This window comes from Paraburkholderia sp. 35.1, assembly GCF_050436525.1.
Lineage (GTDB): Bacteria > Pseudomonadota > Gammaproteobacteria > Burkholderiales > Burkholderiaceae > Paraburkholderia > Paraburkholderia tuberum.
On sequence record NZ_JBNDMJ010000003.1, the window covers coordinates 3,984,138 to 4,003,615 of the forward strand.

Below are 19,478 nucleotides of genomic sequence, written 5' to 3' on the forward strand. Positions count from 1 at the left end.
GATGTCCATGCGATTGATCGATTGATCAACGGACCCAGGTAGGCCGCTTCCTAGGTGGAGCGGCCGTTTGAGTGTCCATTTGTTGGTGCGGGCGAACGGCCGGAGATGGCCGACTATCGCCTGATGCGCCCAGCGTTTGCCACTCCGCAAGTGGCGCTCGACTTTCTCACGCACGGTCGCTGGCGAAAGGTTGGTCTCAGGTAGTTCCGCGGCGCGCGCCACCCTCACGAGTAACCGGCAGCAGGCCGCTGCCGGTTTCAACTACGCTCTCATCCGTCAATTTGCTGAATGCCGGCCAGTCGCCACGCCTGGTTGCCACGTGCGTCGCTGACCATGTTCCAGACTTCCTGGAACGGCTGGGCAGTCGGCGCATCGTCTTCCCGCATTTGACCGTAAAAGCGAACGCTAACCAGCGTTTCATCCGCATTGCGTTCTGTGCCAAGCACTTCCGCATCAAGTTGCGTGACTTCCGTATGACTCACCTGCCGACCCCGAGCTTCGAGATCCCGCTTGATTTGCGCGAACATCTCCGGCGTCGTCAATTCGAACAGGTCACCCTGCTCGTTCCGGTCCCATGCGCCTTGAAGGCGCATGAACAAGGTCTTTGCCGATACAAGAAACGCCGCCTGATCCTGCTCGAGTGGTAGTCCCGTTGTCCTCTCCGTGTCCGCTGCTCCCGTCGAACCCATCGCCGCGTTCGGCCAGCCCCGCAAGTTCGCTTCAGGCCGCGCTTGCGGGATCTGATTCAGAAACCGTGAGCCGTTCGTTTGCTGGTGGTTCACGGGACCGTGTCCATAGGCAAGATCCGGACGACGCCGGTTGGCGATAAAGCGGAATAGCATCACGCCGGCGAAAATCACCGCCCCGATCAGCAACGCATTCGACAGCATCTGCGCCAGCCCTTCGCCCAGGCCAAACGACGACAGTAATGCGGCAATCCCAAGGCCCGCAGCGAGACCCGCCAGCGGGCCCATCCAGCGGTTACCCGCTGCCGCAGCAGGCGCCTGCGCGGCCTGTTGTGCCGGCTGTGCCTGTTGGCTTCGCTGCGCTTGTCCAGACGGCGACGCCGTCTGCGACTGCCGCCCGATGCTTTGACTCCCGCCTACGCGCTTCGCCTCGGCGTCGTTCGACGCCACGGCGCCCAGCGCCAGCAGTCCCGCCAGACCGAGCGCGGCCGTCCCGCGCGTGACTGCACCGGCAGCACGTCGTAATTCGTTGATGATTTGCGTGTACATAAAAACCTCTTTCGATGAGTCGCGAAACTGCCCGCAACGCGCTCCATTTGCGCGCGCAAATACATTACGAACAGTAATATTTTTAGCTACGCAAGCTCGCCGCTGGTTGTGCCTTCGATCCATCAAAAGCGGCGTGAAAACCGTTGCCGTGGATGTAGTGCTCCAGTTGCCGGATGGTGTGTTCCTGCTCGGAAATCAGGTTCTTGATCAGGTCGCCGATCGACACCATTCCTGTCACCTGCCCTGCGCTGATCACAGGCAGATGGCGAATCTGATGTTCTGTCATGATCGCCATGCACTCGTCCGTCGTCTGCTCCGGACTGACATAACGCACCGCCGTCGACATGATGTCGCGCACAGGCGTATTCGTTGACGAGCGTTCCATCAGAACGATCTTCCGGGCGTAATCGCGCTCCGTCACGATGCCGGCTATGCGCCCGTCGTGCGCGGCGATGAGCGCTCCAACCTCCCTGTGAGCCATGATCGATATCGCGTCGTAAACCGAAGCGGATGCCTCGATCGACCACACTGTCCGGGAAGCTTTCGCACGCAGCAATTCTGCAACCGATGCCATATGTCACCTCTGTCAACTGTCATGAAACGCCCGCCGACGCTTCGGGGCGAGGTTTCAATCTAACTGAGCTCATGCCAACATAAAATTCGTATTTTTATTGTTGATACTTCGAGAAAAACGTATCTTTCCGTAATCGGTGGAGGGTTCGTGAATTTCAAGCATCTCTATTACTTCTGGGTCGCGGCTCGCGCGGGCGGCATCGTGCGCGCGGGCGAGCAGTTGCACATCACGCCGCAAACGCTCAGTGGCCAGATCAAGCTTCTCGAAGAGGCGCTGGATAAGAAGCTGTTCAGGAAAACCGGCCGCACGCTCGAACTGACCGATGCCGGGCGCCTCGCGCTCGATTACGCCGACGAGATATTTTCGTTAGGTTCGGAACTCGAAAGCGCTGTGCGGCGCGAAAGCGAAGCCGGTGCGCAAACGCGGTTTCGCGTCGGGATCGCGGATTCGGTCCCCAAGGCGATTGCGTACCGGCTGCTGGAACCCGCGCTGAGCGCGTCGGCGTCGCTGCGCATGATCTGTCACGAAGGCAAACTGCACGCGCTGCTCGCGCAACTGGCCGTGCACCGCCTCGATCTGATCATCGCGGACGCCCCCATTCCCGTCGACGTCAACATCAAGGCGTTCAATCACCGCCTCGGACGTTCGACGCTAAGCTGCTTCGGAACCCAGGCGCTGATTCAAAGCAGCAAAAAACGCTTCCCGATGTCGCTCGACAAGCTGCCTGTGCTACTGCCCGGCACGGAATCCGCCGTGCGGCGCAAGCTGGATCACTGGCTCGCCTCGCACGCCATTTCGCCGCGCATCGTCGGCGAGTTCGACGACGGAGCGATGACCATGGCATTCGGCCGCGAAGGCCGCGGCCTGCTGTTCGCGCCAACCGTGCTCGAAAGCCAGTTGCAGACAGAGCACAACCTGACGATAGTCGGGCAGATCAATTCGATCGTCGAGGAATTTTTTGCAATCTCTATCGAGCGCCACATCAGCCACCCGGCTGTGGCGATGATCATGGACGCGGCGCGTAGCGAACTGTTCAACGTTTAGCGGGGCCGTTTCCGATGTGAACGCGACGTTCGAAAGTCCTCGTGAGAGGACGTGCCGGTGGGTGGCGATGGCCGCACCCGGCCGGATGGCCACGCACTCGCATAAGCACCACGAATTGAGCAGCGGCGATAAATGAATAGGCTCCAGCAAAACGGTGGCGTTGGTATCAGGCGGAATGCCAGCAGGCGGAACCCGACTAAGGCGCCGGCGTCGTCCACGATACAGCTGCGCTGACGATGATCGCAATGCGATAGTTCCATTGGGCCGATCGCGCCTTGCGAGCCGAGAAATGGAACCGTGCAAAGGTCGCCCATCGACCCTTTATGTCATTCGACAACAGCTCTTGCCACCGTCTCTTCCTGAAGTACTGCGGTCGTTCGTTCACTACTTTACCAACGGATGTTGGTGGAAAGCCGGCAGTACGCTGTTTCGCGGGTATTGACTGCAGTCGCACAATCGATCTCGCCTTTATCGCGGCGACGTCCCGGCAATTCGTCGCCGCGTTCGCCGGTTGCAACCGACTGAGGGGCCCGATATGGCAATGCCAGGAAGCGAATTACCCGGCGGCCGCCAAGCTCCGGTAATAGGTAGCGCCCAGCGGTGCGTTGCTATCCGAGCCTTCCAGAACGAATCGAGCGGCATTGTCTTAGGGGCAGTCCGCTAGGCCTTGTCGCGCCTAGAGGCCGCTACCCCGGTAAACGGCATCAAAATCACGGGGACCCCGAGTCGCAATGCGCGCCTGCTGCCTGCGGATGATCGAACGCGCCGCGCGGGCCAGCGCGAGATCGAGTGCGCCGCGCCAGTCTCTTGCGATCGAGGTCACGACGACAGGCGTCGCATCGGGCGTCTGCACCTGCACCTGGCAGCGTTTGTCGAGTCCGCCGCGCGGGCCGTTGATGTCCGACATGCTGACGGTCGCCTTCGAAATCAGCCAGTCCATGCGGCGAAAAACGAACCGGATGCGTTGGCGCGCGAAGCTGCGCAGACGGACGGCTTCACGGTCGCGGGACTTGAACAGGACTTGCATGAGACACCTCCTTCGTGGGTACGGCTCAAGAGTACGGTGAGAAGGCGTCGAGGAAAAAGCAGAAATAACGGAAATGCAGCTTCGGAAAAACCGAACCTTCTTTTTCGTGATCACGAGCGCGCTCACGCATGCGCCGCACTCAACACCTTTTGCGTCGAAGGATGATGCCGCCCGCGCCGCGACACGATTGCGTGTATTTCCTCCTTCACTTCCGGCGAGCGGCCGAGCCAGCGCAAGCCGTGATGCATGGGATCGTTGCGCTCGGCGCCTAACGCCGCGAGCGCAAACACGCCCATGCCGCGCGACGCGAGGCATTGCGGAATTGATCGACATGCGTTTTTTGCACCACGGCGGCCGGCCCGTACCAGTCGATCGGCGAAGCGATCAGGCGCTCGCTGGATAGACGCAGATTCGAGTTGTGCGGCGCGGGCTGGCTGGACAGCACGAGCCGTTGTGCGGCGCGGGCTGGCTGGACAGCACGAGCAGGGCACCGCGGGGAACCCTGTCCGCTTACGCGCCGGCACCCGTCTCATCGAAGAATGAGGTTTTGTCCGTCCCGTTCGCTTTGGCGCGATACATCGCGCTATCGGCCTGGCGCATCAGGGCGTGTACATCAAGACGTTCGTCCGCGCTATTGGTACCGAGCATGCGCACGCCAATGCTGGCCGATACGGCGACGGGATGACCGCCGATCTCTCGAAGCCCATGAAGGATGTCGTGAATACCGTCGGCAATCGCGCGCGCGCCGGCGTCGTCATGCACGTGGCGGGCGAGCACCGCGAACTCGTCGCCTCCCAGGCGGGCAACCGTATCGCCGCGGCGAATGCGTGTCTGCAGACCGTTGGCGAAGCACTGCAACAGTTCATCACCCACCGCATGCCCATAAGCGTCATTGACGTATTTGAAGCCGTCGAGATCGATGAACAGCAAGACAGACTGTCCTTTATCGTCGTCTCGCGCCGCAGTCGCTTTGGCGATCGCCTGCTCGAGGCGAGTGCGGTTGCTGAGTCCTGTCAGAGGGTCCGTCGCAGCCTGCCGTTCGAGCCGATGCACGAGGGCCATCAAGTACACGGAAGTCGCCGCGATGCTGAGCATGATGCCCAATCCCACCGCGAGGTTTTCTCTCCACCACGGCTCGACGTGCATCAAAATCACGACGCCTGCAAGCGCAACTGCACATGAAAGTAGCAACGGCCGCTTGCCGTGGCGGCAACCGGCACCCACAAGGAACCAGAACACGACCCAGAGCAAGGGCAGCGCCACGCGCCCGCCGAGCGCCAAGGCAGTCATGACAAGCGCCTGGTCTGCAATGGTGGTGACCGTCAATCGAAGGCGCGGCCGAACTGTCGCGGCGGTCGCGGCTACGTATGTCGCCACGCCGAATACAACGTATGCGAAAACCACGCCCAGAGTGTCATACGCGGCGGCCGTGCGTTGGAGCGCGGCGACGGCGATATAGCCGATCAACACGACCGTGCCCAGGCATATCCGGAGGAGCGCCTGCTCCTTCTCAGGTCGTCCGCGAAAGACACCTAGAAACGTTTGCTCATGCCAACGCTGCGCGCCCGGCCGCTCCATGCCGTGTACCCCGTCAATATTGTCTTTTGCAGAGCGGGCATTCTATCGCTTTTGCCGGCGACCAATGCTTCTTGCCGCTCTCTCCGTCTACTCACAGGCCCGGCTTAATGCAGTAGCAAGGCGGCTCAATGAACGCCCTCGGAAAACACTAAACTTCGACGCACCAGCTGAGCGATTTCATCAAACTGTTGCATCGACCGGTTGAATCCGCAAGCCAGAACGGCCGAAAGATCGATGAAAGCAAGAGGGCGACTTTCCGGCGAAGACGCTTTGAAGGGGGCAAACTAGGATGCTTTCCGGCAACGCCTCGCTCGGCGACACACGCCTCGCAGACGAGGCCGCAACCGGTTCTGCCCCCCCCAACCGAGGAGTTCCACGATGCCAGCTCATTCGCTCAACTTAAACGATCGTGTCGCCTTGGTGACCGGCGGCTCGCGCGGAATCGGACGCGCCATTTCGATCGCGCTTGCCTCAGCCGGCGCAGCAGTCGCCGTCAACTATCGGCAACGCGAGAACGACGCGGCCGACGTCGTCGCGGAAATCGAACGCGCCGGAGGCCGCGCGATAGCGGTATGCGCCGACGTATCGGTCGGAGACGACGTCGAAGCGATGATCGTCGAGGTGGAAAACCGCCTCGGCCTGATCGACGTGCTCGTGAACAACGCGGGCACCGCGACGATCGTCGACATCGATGATCTTGTGGAAGCGGAGTTCGATCGAACGCTCGCCGTCAATCTGAAATCGGCGTTTCTCTGCACGCAGGCAGTGCTGCCCGGCATGCGCGCGAGGCGCTGGGGCCGCATCGTCAACGTCTCGTCGGCCGCCGCCCGCGGCCCCGGCTTGGTTGGCGTTCACTACAACGCATCGAAAGCCGGGCTCGAAGGCTTGACGCGCGGCTATGCTGCACGGCTCGCCCGCGAAGGGATCACCGTCAACGCCGTTGCACCGGGACCGATCGACACCGAAATGGCTGGACCGCTTAAGGCGTCCAACGTCGCAGAAAGGCTGCCCGTCGGGCGCTTGGGCGAAGCGAGCGAGGTCGCGGAGGTCGTGCTGATGGTCGTCGGCAACGCATTCATCACGGGCCAAACGATCCCCGTCAACGGAGGCGCAAGCTTCATATAGATCCTTGGCCGCATCGCGCGCGGGCAAGATCCGATATGGGCACCGCTTGGACCACGCAGCCGCAAACGGTCCAGTTTGAGGATGCGTTTAAAGCAGGTTGCTTGAAGTGACGCGACAACTGCGTTGACAGCCGCCGGTCCGCTGATAGTCAATGAAATATCAGCGGACCCACGGGCAATGGAGCGACTACGACTCCGCTTTCCCGGTATGCCGACGAAGAATGCTGGCGAGCAGTGCGCCGACCCCAAACTCCCAGGGCGCAATGCGATGCGAATGGTTGACCGTGTTGATGAGCGCACCGAATCGCGGGCTCGATATCGTCACCGTATCGCCGATCTGATGCGTGAATCCTTGCCCTGGCACGCTACGATCCGCGGTCGGTGCAAACAACGTCCCGAGATAAAGCATCATTCCGTCCGGGTATTGATGGTGAGAGCCCATCGCTTGCGCAACGAGTTCTGTCGGGTCCCGGCTGATGCGTTTCATGGAGCTCGCCCCTGTCAGAACATATCCATCTGTTCCTTCTACGCGTAGCGAAAGCTCCGCAGCCCGAACATCATCGAGACCGAATCTACTGTCGAAGAGGCGAATGAACGGGCCAATCGAAGCTGACGCGTTGTTGTCCTTCGCCTTACCGAGCAGCAGCGCACTCCGGCCTTCGAAATCCCGGAGATTGACGTCGTTCCCAAGCGCGGCGCCGACGATTTCCGCCCGGCTGGTCACCGCCAGCACGATTTCAGGCTCCGGGTTATTCCACTGCGAATTTTCATGAATTCCGATTTCGCTGCCGGTACCGACAACGGACATGGGCTGCGCTTTCGTGAAAATTTCCGCATCGGGACCGATGCCGACTTCCAGATACTGCGACCACATTCCTTCCTGAATAAGTACGTGGCGCACCGCTTCGGCTTCGGCAGACCCCGGGCGAACGCTTGCGAGCCGATCGCCCAGTACTGACATGACACGCGCGCGCACTTCGTCGGCCCGGCTCGCGTCGCCTCCCGAGCGCTCCTCGATCACCCGCTCCAGAAGGCTTTCGACGAACGTCACACCGCTCGCCTTGACCGCCTGAAGGTCACATGGCGCGATGAGCCAAGGAGTCGACGGATCGCGCCGATCGAAGGCGGAATTGGCAAGAACGAGGTCCAGTGTCGCAAGTCTCGGCAGGTTCGCAGCGGCCTCCTTCAGCCGAAGGCCGATTCCTGGCTGCTCAAGCAGCGTGCTGGTCGTCAGCGCGAACGACGACACATCCACCAGTTCGCCACCGATAACGGCAACAGGACACGGCGCGCCGATATCGGGGCACCACGCGCGCCCCACGAGCACCCCCTGCTCCAGATCGTCAGGCAACGCGGATCGGTCATTCAATGGCATCTAATCTTTTTCCAACCTGGTATGGGTTATTGCTGAGCATCAGTGCGGTGCACGCTCTACTTGTGCCGGACAACAGCGGCTCACATGATTGCGCTGATTTGCCAAGGCACGAATTCGTTTTGCCCGTAACCGTGCTGCTCGCTACGAGAGCGTTTCCCGGAGGCCACGTCGAGCAGCAGTTGGAACAGCACTGCGCCAAGTTGCTCGATCGTTGTGCTGCCTTCCAGCACTTCTCCGCAGTTCAGGTCCATATCGTCGGACTGACGTTGCCACAGCGCGGTGTTTGTCGCGAGCTTTACCGATGGCGAGGGCGCGCAGCCGTAAGCCGAACCGCGTCCCGTCGTAAAGCAGATCAGGTTCGCACCGCCGGCAACCTGGCCGGTCGCCGACACCGGATCGTAGCCAGGCGTGTCCATGAACACGAGACCGCGCGCCTTAACCGGCTGAGCGTATTCGTACACCTCGACCAGGTTCGTGGAGCCTGCCTTTGCGATGCCGCCCAACGATTTCTCGAGGACGGTCGTCAAACCGCCGGCCTTATTGCCCGCCGACGGATTGTTGTTGATCTGCGCCCCTTGCCGCTGCGCGTATGCTTCCCACCACCTGATGCGATCGACCAGTTTCTGTCCCACTTGGGGCGTTACCGCGCGGCGGGTCAATAAGTGCTCGGCGCCATAAATCTCCGGCGTCTCCGAGAGAATCGCGGTACCGCCGCGCCGCACGAGCAAATCGACGGCTGCACCCAGCACAGGATTGGCCGTGACGCCCGAATATCCGTCCGACCCACCGCATTGAAGGCCAATGGTGAGATGACTTGCCGAAACCGTTTCCCGCTTAACGTCATTCGCGTCGGGCAACATCTGCCGAACCAGTTCGATACCTTTTGCAATAGTCAGGGTCGTGCCACCGGTGTCCTGAATCGTGAAGGTTCGCAAGCGGTCGTGTTCCCTGAGCCCCTGGGTTTCGAGCAGCCGCGAAATCTGATTCGTTTCACAGCCCAGGCCGATAACCAGCACGCCCGCGAAGTTGGGATGGCACGCATAGCCGCCAAGTGTGCGCTGGAGGATCGCGAGGCCGTCGCCTTCGGAGTCAATAGCGCAACCCGAACCATGGGTGAGCGCGACGACGCCATCGACGTTCGGAAACGCGGCCAACGCTTCAGGATGAATGTCACGGCGGAAATAGTCGGAAATGGCTCGCGCGACCGTGGCGGAGCAGTTCACCGAGGTAAGGATGCCGATGTAATTGCGCGTTGCCACACGGCCGTCTTCACGCACAATGCCGCGAAATGTCGCTGATTCAGTTGACGGGACAGTGGCACGTACGCCCTGACTGAATGCGTAGTCACGGGCGAATTCGCCCATCGCGAGATTATGGGTGTGAACGTGCTGCCCCGCGCGGATCGGCTGACTCGCAAAGCCCATGATCTGGCCATAACGGTGCACCGCTTCACCTTCACCGACGTCGCGTGTCGCCACTTTGTGACCGGGCGGGATCAATCCCGAGACCGTCACCGCTTCCTCATCCAGCACCGTGCCGGACATGAGCTGATCGAGGGCGATGACGACATCGTCAGCGGGATTGAGTCGAATGACGCGAACCGGTCTGACCGCGGTCGATGCGACGGACTTGCTCGCAACAGGGGACGACATGGAACTACTCCTTCGTTTCTCAATGCGTAACGACAGTTTCAGGGCCGGCTGCGCGGCGTCGCGTGACGCGGGTTGCAGCCGTGTTCAAACGACGTTTCAGCCAGCGCTCCACGGCGTCTTGCAGCGCGTGTACTCGAGTTGATAGAGCGTGGAGTCCGGCGCAACCGCAGCGGCCCCTGGCAAAGCAGTGAGCCCGGCAAGGAAAGCGTCCACTGTTGTGCGGACATAGTCGGCACGGCATCCTTCGATCATCACGATCCATGTCGGCACCTGGGTGCCTTCCGAACGCGCCTTCTTCTCAGCAGTTTCGACCTTGCTGACGGCCTCATCGGCCAGACACAGGTGCACGCCCGTGGTCCCGGGCCGGTCGGCGAGCGGCGGCAAGACCCGTTGACGCAATCCCTTCACGACATCGGCCCGCGCCGCGGAAGGCACGTCGAAGCGCACCGTCATGAGACTGGCGCCCTGGCCCACACCGTCGGAATACGCCACATGGCAGATCGAGCGGGCCACGCTGCGAAACGAGGCGACGACCTGCTTCGTCCACGGCGTCGGCGAATTGAGCCGAAGCAGGTAGTCCTGCGCGCCGAGCACCTCCACGGTGTCGGCTTCATACAGATTGAAGTACTCGGGGCCCGCATCCAGCGCAATGTAGCGCCGCCCGCGCCTGAACCCCGGAATTCCGGCGCGTTCCGGCATGTGCTCGCGGTTGTGCCACTCGTAGAATTCATCCTTCGCTTCCGGCAGCAGGTCATGCCAGATTGCGACGACGCCCGTTCCAGCAAGGCTCATATCTCCTCCTTCTACAGATCGAATCGTTTTATCGTGCCAACGGATATTCGCCACGGCCCCATGCCGTGCCAAGCGAATCCGCATACCGCACGACCTTCTGGCTCTGCTCGCCGAGTCTGCTGCCGCCGAGGGTCATGGTGTCGCCCGCTTTCAGAAAGACGGGCGGCTTCTGACCGAGGCCGACACCGGGAGGCGTCCCGGTAATAATGACGTCGCCAGCCATCAGTGGCATGAAGCGGCTGAGATACGCCACGATATGCGCGACGTTAAAGATCATCGTGCGTGTGTTGCCTGTCTGACGACGTGTGCCGTTGACGTCGAGCCACAGGTCGAGCACCTGCGGGTCGGGCACTTCATCACGCGTTACGAGCCACGGGCCGAGCGGCGCAAAAGAGAAGCCGCTTTTGCCCTTGGTCCACTGGCCTTCGCGTTCGAGCTGATACGCGCGTTCGGAAACGTCATTGGCAAGGCAGTAACCCGCCACATGATCGAGCGCGGTAGCTTCGTCGATCTGCCAGGCGGGTTTGCCGATCACCACGCCCAGTTCGACCTCCCAATCCAGCTTTTGCGCGTCTGCCGGCAAGATAACCGGATCGTTCGGACCGCTGATCGAACCCGTATGCTTGTTGAACACGACGGGTTCCCGCGGGATCGGCGTATCGGTTTCGGCGGCATGGTCGGTGTAGTTCAGACCAATGCACACGAGGTTACGGACATTGCCGATACAGGGGCCCAGGCGCGTGCCCGCTTCCACGACGGGCAGGCGATTCAGATCGAGTTCGCTCAGCTTCGCAAGAGCCGCAGGCGAAACAGTCGTTCCGTCGATGTCGTCGACGACACCGGTCAGATCGCGGATCACGCCGCTCGAATCGATGACACCGGGATGCTCCTGACCAGGCTGGCCGAAACGGACGAGACGCATTTGAAGACTCCTATCAAGACAAAAAAAGTATCGGCAACGTGCCGAGATCACCGAAGCCGATATGCAACTCACAACCAATCGGCAACTCGAGCACGCCCGCGTAAGAGCCCGTGATCACTGCCTGGCCGGCATGCAATCCAAGGCCGCGGACGCGGAGAAAATTGACGAGCCACACGATCGGCGCGGGCACGCTGCGATCAGGGTGGCAGCCAGCAAAACTGACCGTGTCGTGTCCGGCGCGAGTCACACTGACGGTGAATTCGACCGGGAGATCGGCCGGCGTCGCGCCATCGCGCAACTCAACGCGTGGCCCAATGACAAGACCGGCATTGAACAGACCGTCTGCCAGCAATTCAGGAAACGTCAGCGATTCCGGATGCGCATAGCGACTGCCCAGCAGTTCGAGCGCGAGGTGAACATTCCCGAGAGCGTCGAGCACCTCGGCTTCGCCATACGCTTCGCGCCGTGGCGGCAGATCGCGAGCCAGCAAACAGGCGAGTTCAGGCTCTGCCCTTACCCAGGAATGCCCAGGCATGGCGCGAATGCGGCATTGGGCGCCTCGATGAATGACGGCGTCGTAGATTGGCGCAGCGATAAGTTTGCCCGCCGGCGGCAGCGCACATTTCCACGCGCCAGCCTGCCGGCCGAGCTGATCGCCCACCTGTTGCTGGATCGCAAAACCCTCGTCCAGATTCGCGGGCCGCAGCTCGATGGGAAGGCGCTCCACGAGCGTGCCTTGCCGGCGCGCCGCGACGAGGACACGTGCTGCCTGCTCATCCAACGCGGTGAGTCGCTCGAGAGCCTGATCTGCGCCCGGCGCGTTCATGCCGCCTCACTCACATGCGCACCGACGCTCTGGCGCGGCCATACGGCACCCAGCTTCGCGGACGCTTGCTGCAATAGCGCGTAAAAGGCCTCGTAACGCTCCGGCTGAAGCCGTGTGACCGGCCCGGCAATGCTCATGGTGCCGACCACCGCACCGTCAGGCAGCGCACGCACCAGCACCGCCAATGCGACGACACCCGGCTCGGCCTCTTCGACGACAAGGCCATAGCCACGCTGCCTGGTCCGCTCCAACTCCGGAATCAGCTGCTCGACGCTGGTAATGGCCTTCGGCGTCCATGCGCCCGCGGCGGACGCTTTTCCGAGTCCACCACGCAGGGCGTATTCGATCGCCTGGTCGTTCGGCATTCCAGCCAGCCACGCCTTGCCAACCGATGTGGCATGCAAGACGATGGGACTATGCATGGACGGCGAATACATCAGGCCCGGTGCCGCGCCCTGGGACGCTGCCAGCCACGCGAGTGTTCCTTCGTTGACCACCGTCAGCCGGACCAGCTCGCGGCACTGACCCGCGACCTCATCGAGGATCGGCTGCACCAGACCCGGCAGACCAAGCCCATGCAGGTACCGCTGACCGAGCAGGGACAGCTTCAAGGTCAGACGGTACTGGGAGGTCTGTTCATCCTGTTCCGCCCAGCCCTGCTCGCACAGTTGCGCGAGTACGCGATGCGCGGGGCCCTTCTCCAGCCCGAGTTCGGCGGCGATATCGGAGATGCGCATCCAGCGCGCCTCACGTGCGAGCAACTCGATCGCCTGTAGCGACCGGTCAACTGCTCCCTTGACAACTCTCATAATTGACGTAACATGATTCTTAATGGAACGATGTTACAACAATAGACAAACAGCACCGGAAAGTCAATCACGATGGAGACAAGCATGAATCGGAATACCCGGGTTAAGCCTCACGGCAAGCGCCAGTCGAAGATAGCCGCGGCCAGCGGCTGGATCGGCTCGGCGCTGGAGTACTACGACTTCTTCATTTACGCGACTGCGGCGTCGCTGGTGTTCCCGCAGCTCTTCTTTCCGTCTGATAATCCAACGGTCGCCATCATCGCCTCACTGGCAACCTTCGGTGTCGGCTATATCGCCCGCCCGGTGGGCGCCGTCGTCCTCGGCCACTGGGGCGACCGCCACGGCCGCAAGACGGTGCTGCTCCTCTGCATGTTCCTCATGGGCTTTTCAACGATGGCCGTCGGGGTCCTGCCAACCTATAAGCAGGTCGGCATCTGGGCGCCGGTGCTGCTCGTGGTTCTTCGCCTCATCCAGGGCTTCGCGGTGGCCGGGGAGCTCTCCGGCGCCAGTTCAATGATTCTCGAGCACGCACCGTTCGGCCGGCGCGGCTACTTCGCGAGCTTTACCCTCCAGGGGGTGCAGGCCGGACAGCTCATGGCGGCAGCGATCTTCCTGCCTCTCGCGCATTTCATGCCCAGGGACCAGTTCGCCTCCTGGGGCTGGCGGATTCCGTTCCTGCTCAGCATCGTCGTTCTCATCGCGGGCTACGTCATTCGCCGCAAAGTCGATGAGACCCCGGCGTTCGCCGAGGAGCGCGTGCACGGCGAAATTCCCGCTTCGCCAGTCATCGAAGTGCTCCGGCAGAGCTGGGACGATGTCGTGCGCGTGGTCTGCATGGCGCTTACCGCCGTCATCGCCCTTGTCGCCGCGGTCTTCGGCACCGCCTACGCGGTTCAGCCGGCGTACGGCATCGGCTTCCCTCCCGGCATGTATCTGTGGATCCCTGTTCTGGGCAATATCTGCGCAGTGATCCTGATTCCCTTCGTCGGCAACCTCTCAGACAGGATTGGTCGCAGGCCGCCAGTCCTTGTCGGCACCCTCAGCGCCGGACTGCTCTCGTTCGTGTATCTGTACGCTATCAGCATCCATAACGTGTGGCTGGCGATGGTTCTCTCGGTGCTCATGTGGGGCATCGCCTATCAGGGCTTCAACGGCGTATTCCCGAGCCTGTTCTCCGAACTGTTCCACACGCGCGTGCGCGTGTCCGGGATGGCCATTGGACAGAACGTCGGGACGACGCTTTCCGCGCTGCTCCCGGCATTCTTCGTCGCGGTCGCGCCCCCCGGCTCCGCGAATATTCCACTGAAGATCGGAGCCCTGACATTCGGCATCTGTGTCGTGGCCGCGATCGCCGCCTTTACCACGCGCGAGACGTACCGGGTCCGGCTCCACGATCTCGGCGACCGCAACGCGGTTCCGGTACCGAAAGGCGACTACGATCGTCTGCGCGCCGAGATGTTGCGTGAGGCGACCGGAACAGCCGGCTCACAGGATCTGACGAACCAACTGCGCTCGTAGCCGAAAGCAAGGGCCATATCGGCAGCGACCGCCCGGCGCAACTTACGCTGTTCGGACGAGCCGGGCAGGAACACGCGGCTGCGGCACTCGCCAATATCTGATGCCACACAGGAGAAAGACACATGCACAACCAAGGTACGCCACGTTACGATGGCCCGCGCGAACTCGCGCAATCCCTGACTCCGTTCGCACGTGTGAGCGCATCCGCAGCGGTCTGGAACAAGGAAGGGCTGCGCGCGGACTCCGAGTATCGCGACCTCGGACTCGCCGCGGTGACCAACGGTCGCATCGGCGCCAAGCACATTCGCGCACTGACCCCGTTCACCGATGCCACGGGCTGGCATTGGCACGACATGACTGCGCACTATCTGTATGTGCTGCGCGGATCGGTGACGTTCCGTTTCGCCGGCGTCGAGGGCGATGTGACTCTCAACGCCGGGGACGACCTCTCGCAACCCGCCGGCGTTCCGCACAATGTGATCTGGCGCTCCGATGACCTTGAAGTCATCGAGATTAACGAGCCCGCTGTCTACGGAACATGGGATCTCGCCGAAGCCCCGGCACCCTGGAAGTGAGCAGTAAGCTATGACTGCACCTTCCGTCAACATCGGACATGAGGCCGCAATGCATCCACATATCACGGGAAGAACGCGACTTTACGGGTTAGTGGGCGATCCGCTGACGGCAGCCAAGTCGCCGCAACTGCTGAACCAGCTTTTTATCGAACAGCGCGCGGACGCGGTCTGCGTTCCGTTTTGGGTCAAGGCGGAAGACCTGTCCGCATTCGTCGCCGGCGCACGAGCGTTACGCAATCTTTCCGGCCTGCTGGTCACAATGCCTCATAAGCAACGGATGCTGGATTTTGTCGACGAACTCCATCCCACTGCTTCCAGGGTCGGCGCACTCAACGTGATACGTTGCAACGAAGATGGACGCTGGGTCGGCGCCATATTCGATGGCGTGGGCTGTGTGCTTGGCATGCAATGGGAAGGCAATCATCCGGCGAATAAGTCCGTTCTTCTCGTCGGTGCCGGAGGCGCGGGCAGGGCTATCGCATTTGCAGTCGCGGCGGCGGGCGCCCGAACGTTAACCATATCCGACGTCGACGAGCAGCGGGCTGGCGAGCTCGCGGAATCCGTTGCTGCCGAAACCGGTTGCATCACGCATTCCGGACCTCCCGACCCGCACGGTTTCGAAGTCGTGATCAATGCCACACCGCTCGGCATGAACGCGAATGACGCCATGCCGGTAAATCCCGAGCGGCTCGCACCCGGCACCATCGTCGTAGACATCATCAATGCGCCAGAGCCGACGCAGCTTCGCCGCGCCGCGCATGCGCGCGGCTGTCGTACCCAGGACGGGGGGCCGATGCATGAAGGGCAGGCAGCGCATGCCCTACGCTTCCTTGGGTTCGATTACCACCCTGCTGGCAGGTCAGCACCAGACGACGGCGTGCTTTTCGCGCCTGCAACGAACGCAAGTCGTTAATGCGCTAACGCCTCTGGGAAAGCGCCCGGAATCGACAGTTTTACCAGTTTGAATGGAGGGAAGATGCGATGAACAGTTTCAACGTTTCCACATTGGTATGTGCGGCCAGCTTTAATGCGCGCATCGCGCAAGCACGGAGTCGATTCGTCGACGGTGCGAAGGGAGAACACGCATGAAAGTCGCATTGCTGGAGGCCAGCCATTGGCATGTCCCACTCTATCTCGATGCGCTCGAGGCGCCCGGTATCCAGGTGGTAGCCGTTTCAGATGCGGAGCAAGTAAAAGGACAGGCAATTGCCGCGCGCTTTGGGAGCACGTTGTACTCGTCGGCGTATGAGTTGCTCGAGCGCGAGGATGTCGATTTCGCGTTTGTGTTTGGGCGGCATTCCGAAATGCCGACGCTCGCGGAGGCGGTGATCGAACGAAAAATTCCGTTCGCGCTGGAGAAACCCTGCGGCGTAAACATGTCGCAGGTCACGCGGCTGCGCAAACTGACCGAGGAAGCCAATCTTTATTGCGCCGTACCGTTGATCTTCCGGATGAGCGAGTTGCTCGGCGCACTGGAAGATGCGGAGGATTGCATACCGTCGGACTTTAACTACATGTCTTTCCGTTTCATTGTAGGTGCGCCTGGTCGTTACGAAGCTGCAGGCGCAGGTTGGGCACTCGATCCTGTGTTTTCCGGAGGCGGATCCACGATCAATGTCGCAACCCACTTCATCGATCTCTTCAGATTACTGACCGGCAAAGAAGTCGCGCGAGTCTCCGCCACCATGAACTCCCGAACGCATCGAGGCGCCGTCGAGGACTACTCGTTGCTGACAATGCAAACCGAAGACGGCGTGATCGGGCTCGTGGAGACCGGATACAGCTTTCCCAGTACTCAAGACGAGCAGCGCGAATTCTCCTTCACCCTTTCATCCGATCGCATGTACGCAAAATCGGGCCCCGACCGGATCGAGATTCGGGACCGGAACAATCTTGCCGCCGGCACTCGCAGTCGCCGTCTCCAGTTAGAGACCGACATTTACTACCCACTGTTCGTCAAGCGAGTGCTTGGTGAATGCCGCACAGGTGCAAGGCCGATCGCGTCCTTGCGCGACGCCGAGGCGATGATGCAGGTCATGGATGCGGCCTACGCTTCTGCTCGGCAGGGGGGTGCGCTTCAGACTCTTGAACCGATTTCCGGGTAATCCAGGCCATCGGATTGCGTCGCACGCCTATGCCGCTAACGAGATGTTGCAATTTGGCCGATTATCCTGCACCGAAGGAAGGCGACTGGATCGCGCGAGACTTCCGTTTCCACACCGGGGAGGTGATGCCGGAGGTGCGGCTACACTACCGAACCATCGGCGACCCGTCCGGCGAGCCGGTCCTGGTCCTGCACGGCACGACGGGCACAGGCGCCAGCATGCTGACGCCCGCGTTCGCGGGAGAGCTGTTCGGGCCCGGACAGCCGCTTGATGCCAACAATTATTTCATCGTCCTCCCGGACGGAATTGGAGCCGGCGGATCGTCCAGGCCGTCGGACGGGCTGCGCATGCGGTTCCCGGCTTACAACTACGACGACATGGTGCTCGCGCAGTACAGGCTCCTGACCGAGGGCCTGGGCATCAGGCACTTGCGCCTGCTGATCGGCAACTCAATGGGCGGCATGCACGCGTGGATCTGGGCGGTGCGATATCCGGACTTCATGGACGCGCTGGTGCCAATGGCTTCGCAACCGACCGAGATGTCCGGCCGCAACTGGATGCTGCGCCGCATGCTCACCGAGATGGTCCGCGACGACCCGGAGTACCTGGATGGCAATTACGCCAGCCCGCCCCGCTCCTTGCGGGACGAATGGAAGCGTCCGCTCCGCAGTCCGAAATGAACTCCGGTGCGATCATTGAATGTCGGCGGCCTTGGGGCCCCAGACTATCGTTCCAGCCGATTCCCGGTTGTAAGTCTGCGAATATGGCTGAACCCTTTTGGCGTTGTCGGTCACGAGTATTGCCCCATTGCATAAGCTGAGCGACGCTTGCCTCGCTGGCGCGCTGTGACGAGAAGGCGTGCTGCCTGCTCATCCAGCGCGGCGAGTCGCCCGACAGCCTGATCTGCGCCCGGCGCGTTCATGCCGCCTCACTCACATCCGCACCGACGCTCTGGCGCGGCCATACGGCACCCAGCTTCGCGGACGCTTGCTGCAATAGCGCGTAAAAGGCCTCGTAACGCTCCGGCTGAAGCCGTGTGACCGGCCCGGCAATGCTCATGGTGCCGACCACCGCACCGTCAGGCAGCGCACGCACCAGCACCGCCAATGCGACGACACCCGGCTCGGCCTCTTCGACGACAAGGCCATAGCCACGCTGCCTGGTCCGCTCCAACTCCGGAATCAGCTGCTCGACGCTGGTAATGGCCTTCGGCGTCCATGCGCCCGCGGCGGACGCTTTTCCGAGTCCACCACGCAGGGCGTATTCGATCGCCTGGTCGTTCGGCATTCCAGCCAGCCACGCCTTGCCAACCGATGTGGCATGCAAGACGATGGGACTATGCATGGACGGCGAATACATCAGGCCCGGTGCCGCGCCCTGGGACGCTGCCAGCCACGCGAGTGTTCCTTCGTTGACCACCGTCAGCCGGACCAGCTCGCGGCACTGACCCGCGACCTCATCGAGGATCGGCTGCACCAGACCCGGCAGACCAAGCCCATGCAGGTACCGCTGACCGAGCAAAGACAGCTTCAAGGTCAGACGGTACTGGGAGGTCTGTTCATCCTGTTCCGCCCAGCCCTGCTCGCACAGTTGCGCGAGTACGCGATGCGCGGGGCCCTTCTCCAGCCCGAGTTCGGCGGCGATATCGGAGATGCGCATCCAGCGCGCCTCACGAGCGAGCAACTCGATCGCCTGTAGCGACCGGTCAACTGCACCCTTGACAACTCTCATAATTGACGCAACATGATTCTTAATGGAACGGTGTTACACACAATAGACAACCAACACCGGAAAGTCAATCAAAACGGAGACGAGTGATGAAACTGAACACCCCGCTTGAGCCCCACGGCAAGCGCCACTCGGAGATGGCGGACCTCGCCGAGCGGCTGATTACCCGCGGCATTCCGTTTCTGATTGAGAAGCCTTGCGGGCTTAATCTCCCGGAGGTCCGCCGGGTCCGGCAACTCTCGGAGAAGCACGGCGTGTACGTCAGTGTTCCCTTCATCATGCGCGCGAGCGATCTGGCTACCCGTCTTTTGCCCGCGAATGGATTTACGCCGGAGGGATTCCGGCATCTCGCGTTCAGGTTCATCGTTGGCCCGATAGCTCGGTATGAGCGCGGCGGGTGCAGCTGGATGCTGGATAAACGGCACGCAGGTGGAGGGTCCATGTTGAATGTCAGGGGCATTTCATTGACCTGATCTCATCCCTCACAAACAGCCCCATCACCCACGTCTCGGCGCAGATGCGAACGTATCGACATGATGTGACCGTCGAGGAGCAAGCCGTGTTCACGTGCCGAAACGCTGCGGGACAAATCGG

The 19,478-nt window shown here is 61.6% G+C and carries 20 protein-coding genes and 1 pseudogene; 9 read left to right on the forward strand and 12 right to left on the reverse strand.

Annotation, left to right across the window (positions count from 1 at the left end; translation table 11 throughout):
* Positions 1–269 precede the first annotated feature (269 nt).
* A complete protein-coding gene (locus OKW27_RS38735; protein WP_429336647.1) occupies positions 270–1,235 on the reverse strand; it encodes a Tim44 domain-containing protein in 966 nt (321 codons plus the stop codon).
* Between the two features lie 82 nt (positions 1,236–1,317).
* Complete coding sequence (locus OKW27_RS38740) at positions 1,318–1,809, reverse strand: CBS domain-containing protein (protein ID WP_429332190.1); 492 nt, start codon at positions 1,807–1,809, stop codon at positions 1,318–1,320.
* Positions 1,810–1,956: 147 nt separating this feature from the next.
* Between OKW27_RS38740 and nhaR the strand changes: the two genes are divergently transcribed.
* Positions 1,957–2,853, forward strand: a complete 897-nt coding sequence (gene nhaR, locus OKW27_RS38745) for a transcriptional activator NhaR (protein ID WP_429332189.1) — start codon at positions 1,957–1,959, stop codon at positions 2,851–2,853.
* A gap of 676 nt (positions 2,854–3,529) precedes the next feature.
* Here nhaR and OKW27_RS38750 read toward each other — a convergent pair.
* The 3 genes from OKW27_RS38750 to OKW27_RS38760 form a co-directional block, all read right to left on the reverse strand.
* Positions 3,530–3,880 carry an HPF/RaiA family ribosome-associated protein gene (locus tag OKW27_RS38750; RefSeq protein ID WP_184066411.1) on the reverse strand — a complete coding sequence of 117 codons (351 nt, stop codon included), beginning with the start codon at positions 3,878–3,880 and terminating at the stop codon, positions 3,530–3,532.
* Between the two features lie 122 nt (positions 3,881–4,002).
* A complete protein-coding gene (locus tag OKW27_RS38755; RefSeq protein WP_429336561.1) occupies positions 4,003–4,176 on the reverse strand; it encodes a hypothetical protein in 174 nt (57 codons plus the stop codon).
* Between the two features lie 214 nt (positions 4,177–4,390).
* A complete protein-coding gene (locus tag OKW27_RS38760; RefSeq protein ID WP_429336562.1) occupies positions 4,391–5,458 on the reverse strand; it encodes a diguanylate cyclase domain-containing protein in 1,068 nt (355 codons plus the stop codon).
* Between the two features lie 79 nt (positions 5,459–5,537).
* On the opposite strand from OKW27_RS38760, the pseudogene OKW27_RS38765 reads away from it, so the two are divergent.
* Positions 5,538–5,663, forward strand: a pseudogene (locus OKW27_RS38765) (IS30 family transposase); the annotation flags it as partial.
* A gap of 173 nt (positions 5,664–5,836) precedes the next feature.
* Positions 5,837–6,583: an SDR family NAD(P)-dependent oxidoreductase gene (locus OKW27_RS38770; protein ID WP_429336563.1), complete on the forward strand. Its 747-nt coding sequence runs from the start codon at positions 5,837–5,839 to the stop codon at positions 6,581–6,583.
* A 186-nt stretch (positions 6,584–6,769) separates the two neighbouring features.
* Here OKW27_RS38770 and OKW27_RS38775 read toward each other — a convergent pair whose 3' ends face one another.
* The 6 genes from OKW27_RS38775 to OKW27_RS38800 all read right to left on the reverse strand — a co-directional run bounded on the left by OKW27_RS38775 (position 6,770) and on the right by OKW27_RS38800 (position 12,958).
* A complete protein-coding gene (locus OKW27_RS38775; protein ID WP_429336564.1) occupies positions 6,770–7,957 on the reverse strand; it encodes a fumarylacetoacetate hydrolase family protein in 1,188 nt (395 codons plus the stop codon).
* 80 nt (positions 7,958–8,037) lie between these two features.
* Complete coding sequence (locus OKW27_RS38780; protein ID WP_429336565.1) at positions 8,038–9,609, reverse strand: UxaA family hydrolase; 1,572 nt, start codon at positions 9,607–9,609, stop codon at positions 8,038–8,040.
* Between the two features lie 96 nt (positions 9,610–9,705).
* Positions 9,706–10,455 (reverse strand): hypothetical protein, encoded by a 750-nt coding sequence (locus tag OKW27_RS38785; protein ID WP_429336566.1) that lies wholly within the window; start codon positions 10,453–10,455, stop codon positions 9,706–9,708.
* Positions 10,430–11,323 carry a fumarylacetoacetate hydrolase family protein gene (locus tag OKW27_RS38790; RefSeq protein WP_429336567.1) on the reverse strand — a complete coding sequence of 298 codons (894 nt, stop codon included), beginning with the start codon at positions 11,321–11,323 and terminating at the stop codon, positions 10,430–10,432. Before OKW27_RS38790 ends, OKW27_RS38785 begins: the two co-directional genes overlap by 26 nt.
* 13 nt (positions 11,324–11,336) lie before the next feature.
* On the reverse strand, positions 11,337–12,149 hold the full coding sequence (locus OKW27_RS38795; RefSeq protein ID WP_429336568.1) for a 2-keto-4-pentenoate hydratase: 813 nt from the start codon (positions 12,147–12,149) through the stop codon (positions 11,337–11,339).
* A complete protein-coding gene (locus OKW27_RS38800) occupies positions 12,146–12,958 on the reverse strand; it encodes an IclR family transcriptional regulator (RefSeq protein ID WP_429336569.1) in 813 nt (270 codons plus the stop codon). The genes OKW27_RS38795 and OKW27_RS38800 overlap by 4 nt, the downstream gene beginning before the upstream one ends.
* A gap of 84 nt (positions 12,959–13,042) precedes the next feature.
* Between OKW27_RS38800 and OKW27_RS38805 the strand changes: the two genes are divergently transcribed.
* The 5 genes from OKW27_RS38805 to OKW27_RS38825 all read left to right on the forward strand — a co-directional run bounded on the left by OKW27_RS38805 (position 13,043) and on the right by OKW27_RS38825 (position 17,836).
* Entirely contained in the window at positions 13,043–14,476 is a 1,434-nt protein-coding gene (locus OKW27_RS38805; protein ID WP_429336570.1) for an MFS transporter, read from the forward strand.
* Between the two features lie 122 nt (positions 14,477–14,598).
* Positions 14,599–15,051, forward strand: a complete 453-nt coding sequence (locus OKW27_RS38810) for a cupin domain-containing protein (RefSeq protein WP_090805074.1) — start codon at positions 14,599–14,601, stop codon at positions 15,049–15,051.
* A gap of 10 nt (positions 15,052–15,061) precedes the next feature.
* The gene (locus OKW27_RS38815; protein ID WP_429336571.1) at positions 15,062–15,964 is read left to right on the forward strand and encodes a shikimate dehydrogenase family protein; all 903 of its coding nucleotides are present in this window, start codon (positions 15,062–15,064) and stop codon (positions 15,962–15,964) included.
* Between the two features lie 172 nt (positions 15,965–16,136).
* Positions 16,137–17,156, forward strand: a complete 1,020-nt coding sequence (locus OKW27_RS38820) for a Gfo/Idh/MocA family protein (protein WP_184003693.1) — start codon at positions 16,137–16,139, stop codon at positions 17,154–17,156.
* Between the two features lie 29 nt (positions 17,157–17,185).
* Complete coding sequence (locus OKW27_RS38825; RefSeq protein WP_429336572.1) at positions 17,186–17,836, forward strand: alpha/beta fold hydrolase; 651 nt, start codon at positions 17,186–17,188, stop codon at positions 17,834–17,836.
* A 238-nt stretch (positions 17,837–18,074) separates the two neighbouring features.
* Here the strand turns inward: OKW27_RS38825 and OKW27_RS38830 are convergent, their stop codons facing one another.
* Positions 18,075–18,887, reverse strand: a complete 813-nt coding sequence (locus OKW27_RS38830) for an IclR family transcriptional regulator (RefSeq protein WP_090805082.1) — start codon at positions 18,885–18,887, stop codon at positions 18,075–18,077.
* Between the two features lie 86 nt (positions 18,888–18,973).
* Here OKW27_RS38830 and OKW27_RS38835 point away from each other — a divergent pair, with 86 nt between their 5' ends.
* A complete protein-coding gene (locus OKW27_RS38835) occupies positions 18,974–19,357 on the forward strand; it encodes a hypothetical protein (RefSeq protein ID WP_429336573.1) in 384 nt (127 codons plus the stop codon).
* The last annotated feature ends 121 nt before the right edge of the window (positions 19,358–19,478 follow it).

What these genes read in the sequence shown, in the direction of transcription:
- OKW27_RS38825 (WP_429336572.1), top strand. Translation starts at nt 17,186, where the DNA reads ATGCCGCTAACGAGATGTTGCAATTTGGCCGATTATCCTGCACCGAAG.
- OKW27_RS38830 (WP_090805082.1), bottom strand. Translation starts at nt 18,887, where the DNA reads ATGAGAGTTGTCAAGGGTGCAGTTGACCGGTCGCTACAGGCGATCGAG.
- OKW27_RS38800 (WP_429336569.1), bottom strand. Translation starts at nt 12,958, where the DNA reads ATGAGAGTTGTCAAGGGAGCAGTTGACCGGTCGCTACAGGCGATCGAG.
- OKW27_RS38795 (WP_429336568.1), bottom strand. Translation starts at nt 12,149, where the DNA reads ATGAACGCGCCGGGCGCAGATCAGGCTCTCGAGCGACTCACCGCGTTG.
- OKW27_RS38810 (WP_090805074.1), top strand. Translation starts at nt 14,599, where the DNA reads ATGCACAACCAAGGTACGCCACGTTACGATGGCCCGCGCGAACTCGCG.
- OKW27_RS38780 (WP_429336565.1), bottom strand. Translation starts at nt 9,609, where the DNA reads ATGTCGTCCCCTGTTGCGAGCAAGTCCGTCGCATCGACCGCGGTCAGA.
- OKW27_RS38775 (WP_429336564.1), bottom strand. Translation starts at nt 7,957, where the DNA reads ATGCCATTGAATGACCGATCCGCGTTGCCTGACGATCTGGAGCAGGGG.
- OKW27_RS38835 (WP_429336573.1), top strand. Translation starts at nt 18,974, where the DNA reads ATGAAACTGAACACCCCGCTTGAGCCCCACGGCAAGCGCCACTCGGAG.
- OKW27_RS38755 (WP_429336561.1), bottom strand. Translation starts at nt 4,176, where the DNA reads ATGGGCGTGTTTGCGCTCGCGGCGTTAGGCGCCGAGCGCAACGATCCC.
- OKW27_RS38740 (WP_429332190.1), bottom strand. Translation starts at nt 1,809, where the DNA reads ATGGCATCGGTTGCAGAATTGCTGCGTGCGAAAGCTTCCCGGACAGTG.
- OKW27_RS38805 (WP_429336570.1), top strand. Translation starts at nt 13,043, where the DNA reads ATGAATCGGAATACCCGGGTTAAGCCTCACGGCAAGCGCCAGTCGAAG.
- OKW27_RS38750 (WP_184066411.1), bottom strand. Translation starts at nt 3,880, where the DNA reads ATGCAAGTCCTGTTCAAGTCCCGCGACCGTGAAGCCGTCCGTCTGCGC.
- OKW27_RS38770 (WP_429336563.1), top strand. Translation starts at nt 5,837, where the DNA reads ATGCCAGCTCATTCGCTCAACTTAAACGATCGTGTCGCCTTGGTGACC.
- OKW27_RS38760 (WP_429336562.1), bottom strand. Translation starts at nt 5,458, where the DNA reads ATGGAGCGGCCGGGCGCGCAGCGTTGGCATGAGCAAACGTTTCTAGGT.
- OKW27_RS38735 (WP_429336647.1), bottom strand. Translation starts at nt 1,235, where the DNA reads ATGTACACGCAAATCATCAACGAATTACGACGTGCTGCCGGTGCAGTC.
- OKW27_RS38815 (WP_429336571.1), top strand. Translation starts at nt 15,062, where the DNA reads ATGACTGCACCTTCCGTCAACATCGGACATGAGGCCGCAATGCATCCA.
- OKW27_RS38820 (WP_184003693.1), top strand. Translation starts at nt 16,137, where the DNA reads ATGAAAGTCGCATTGCTGGAGGCCAGCCATTGGCATGTCCCACTCTAT.
- OKW27_RS38790 (WP_429336567.1), bottom strand. Translation starts at nt 11,323, where the DNA reads ATGCGTCTCGTCCGTTTCGGCCAGCCTGGTCAGGAGCATCCCGGTGTC.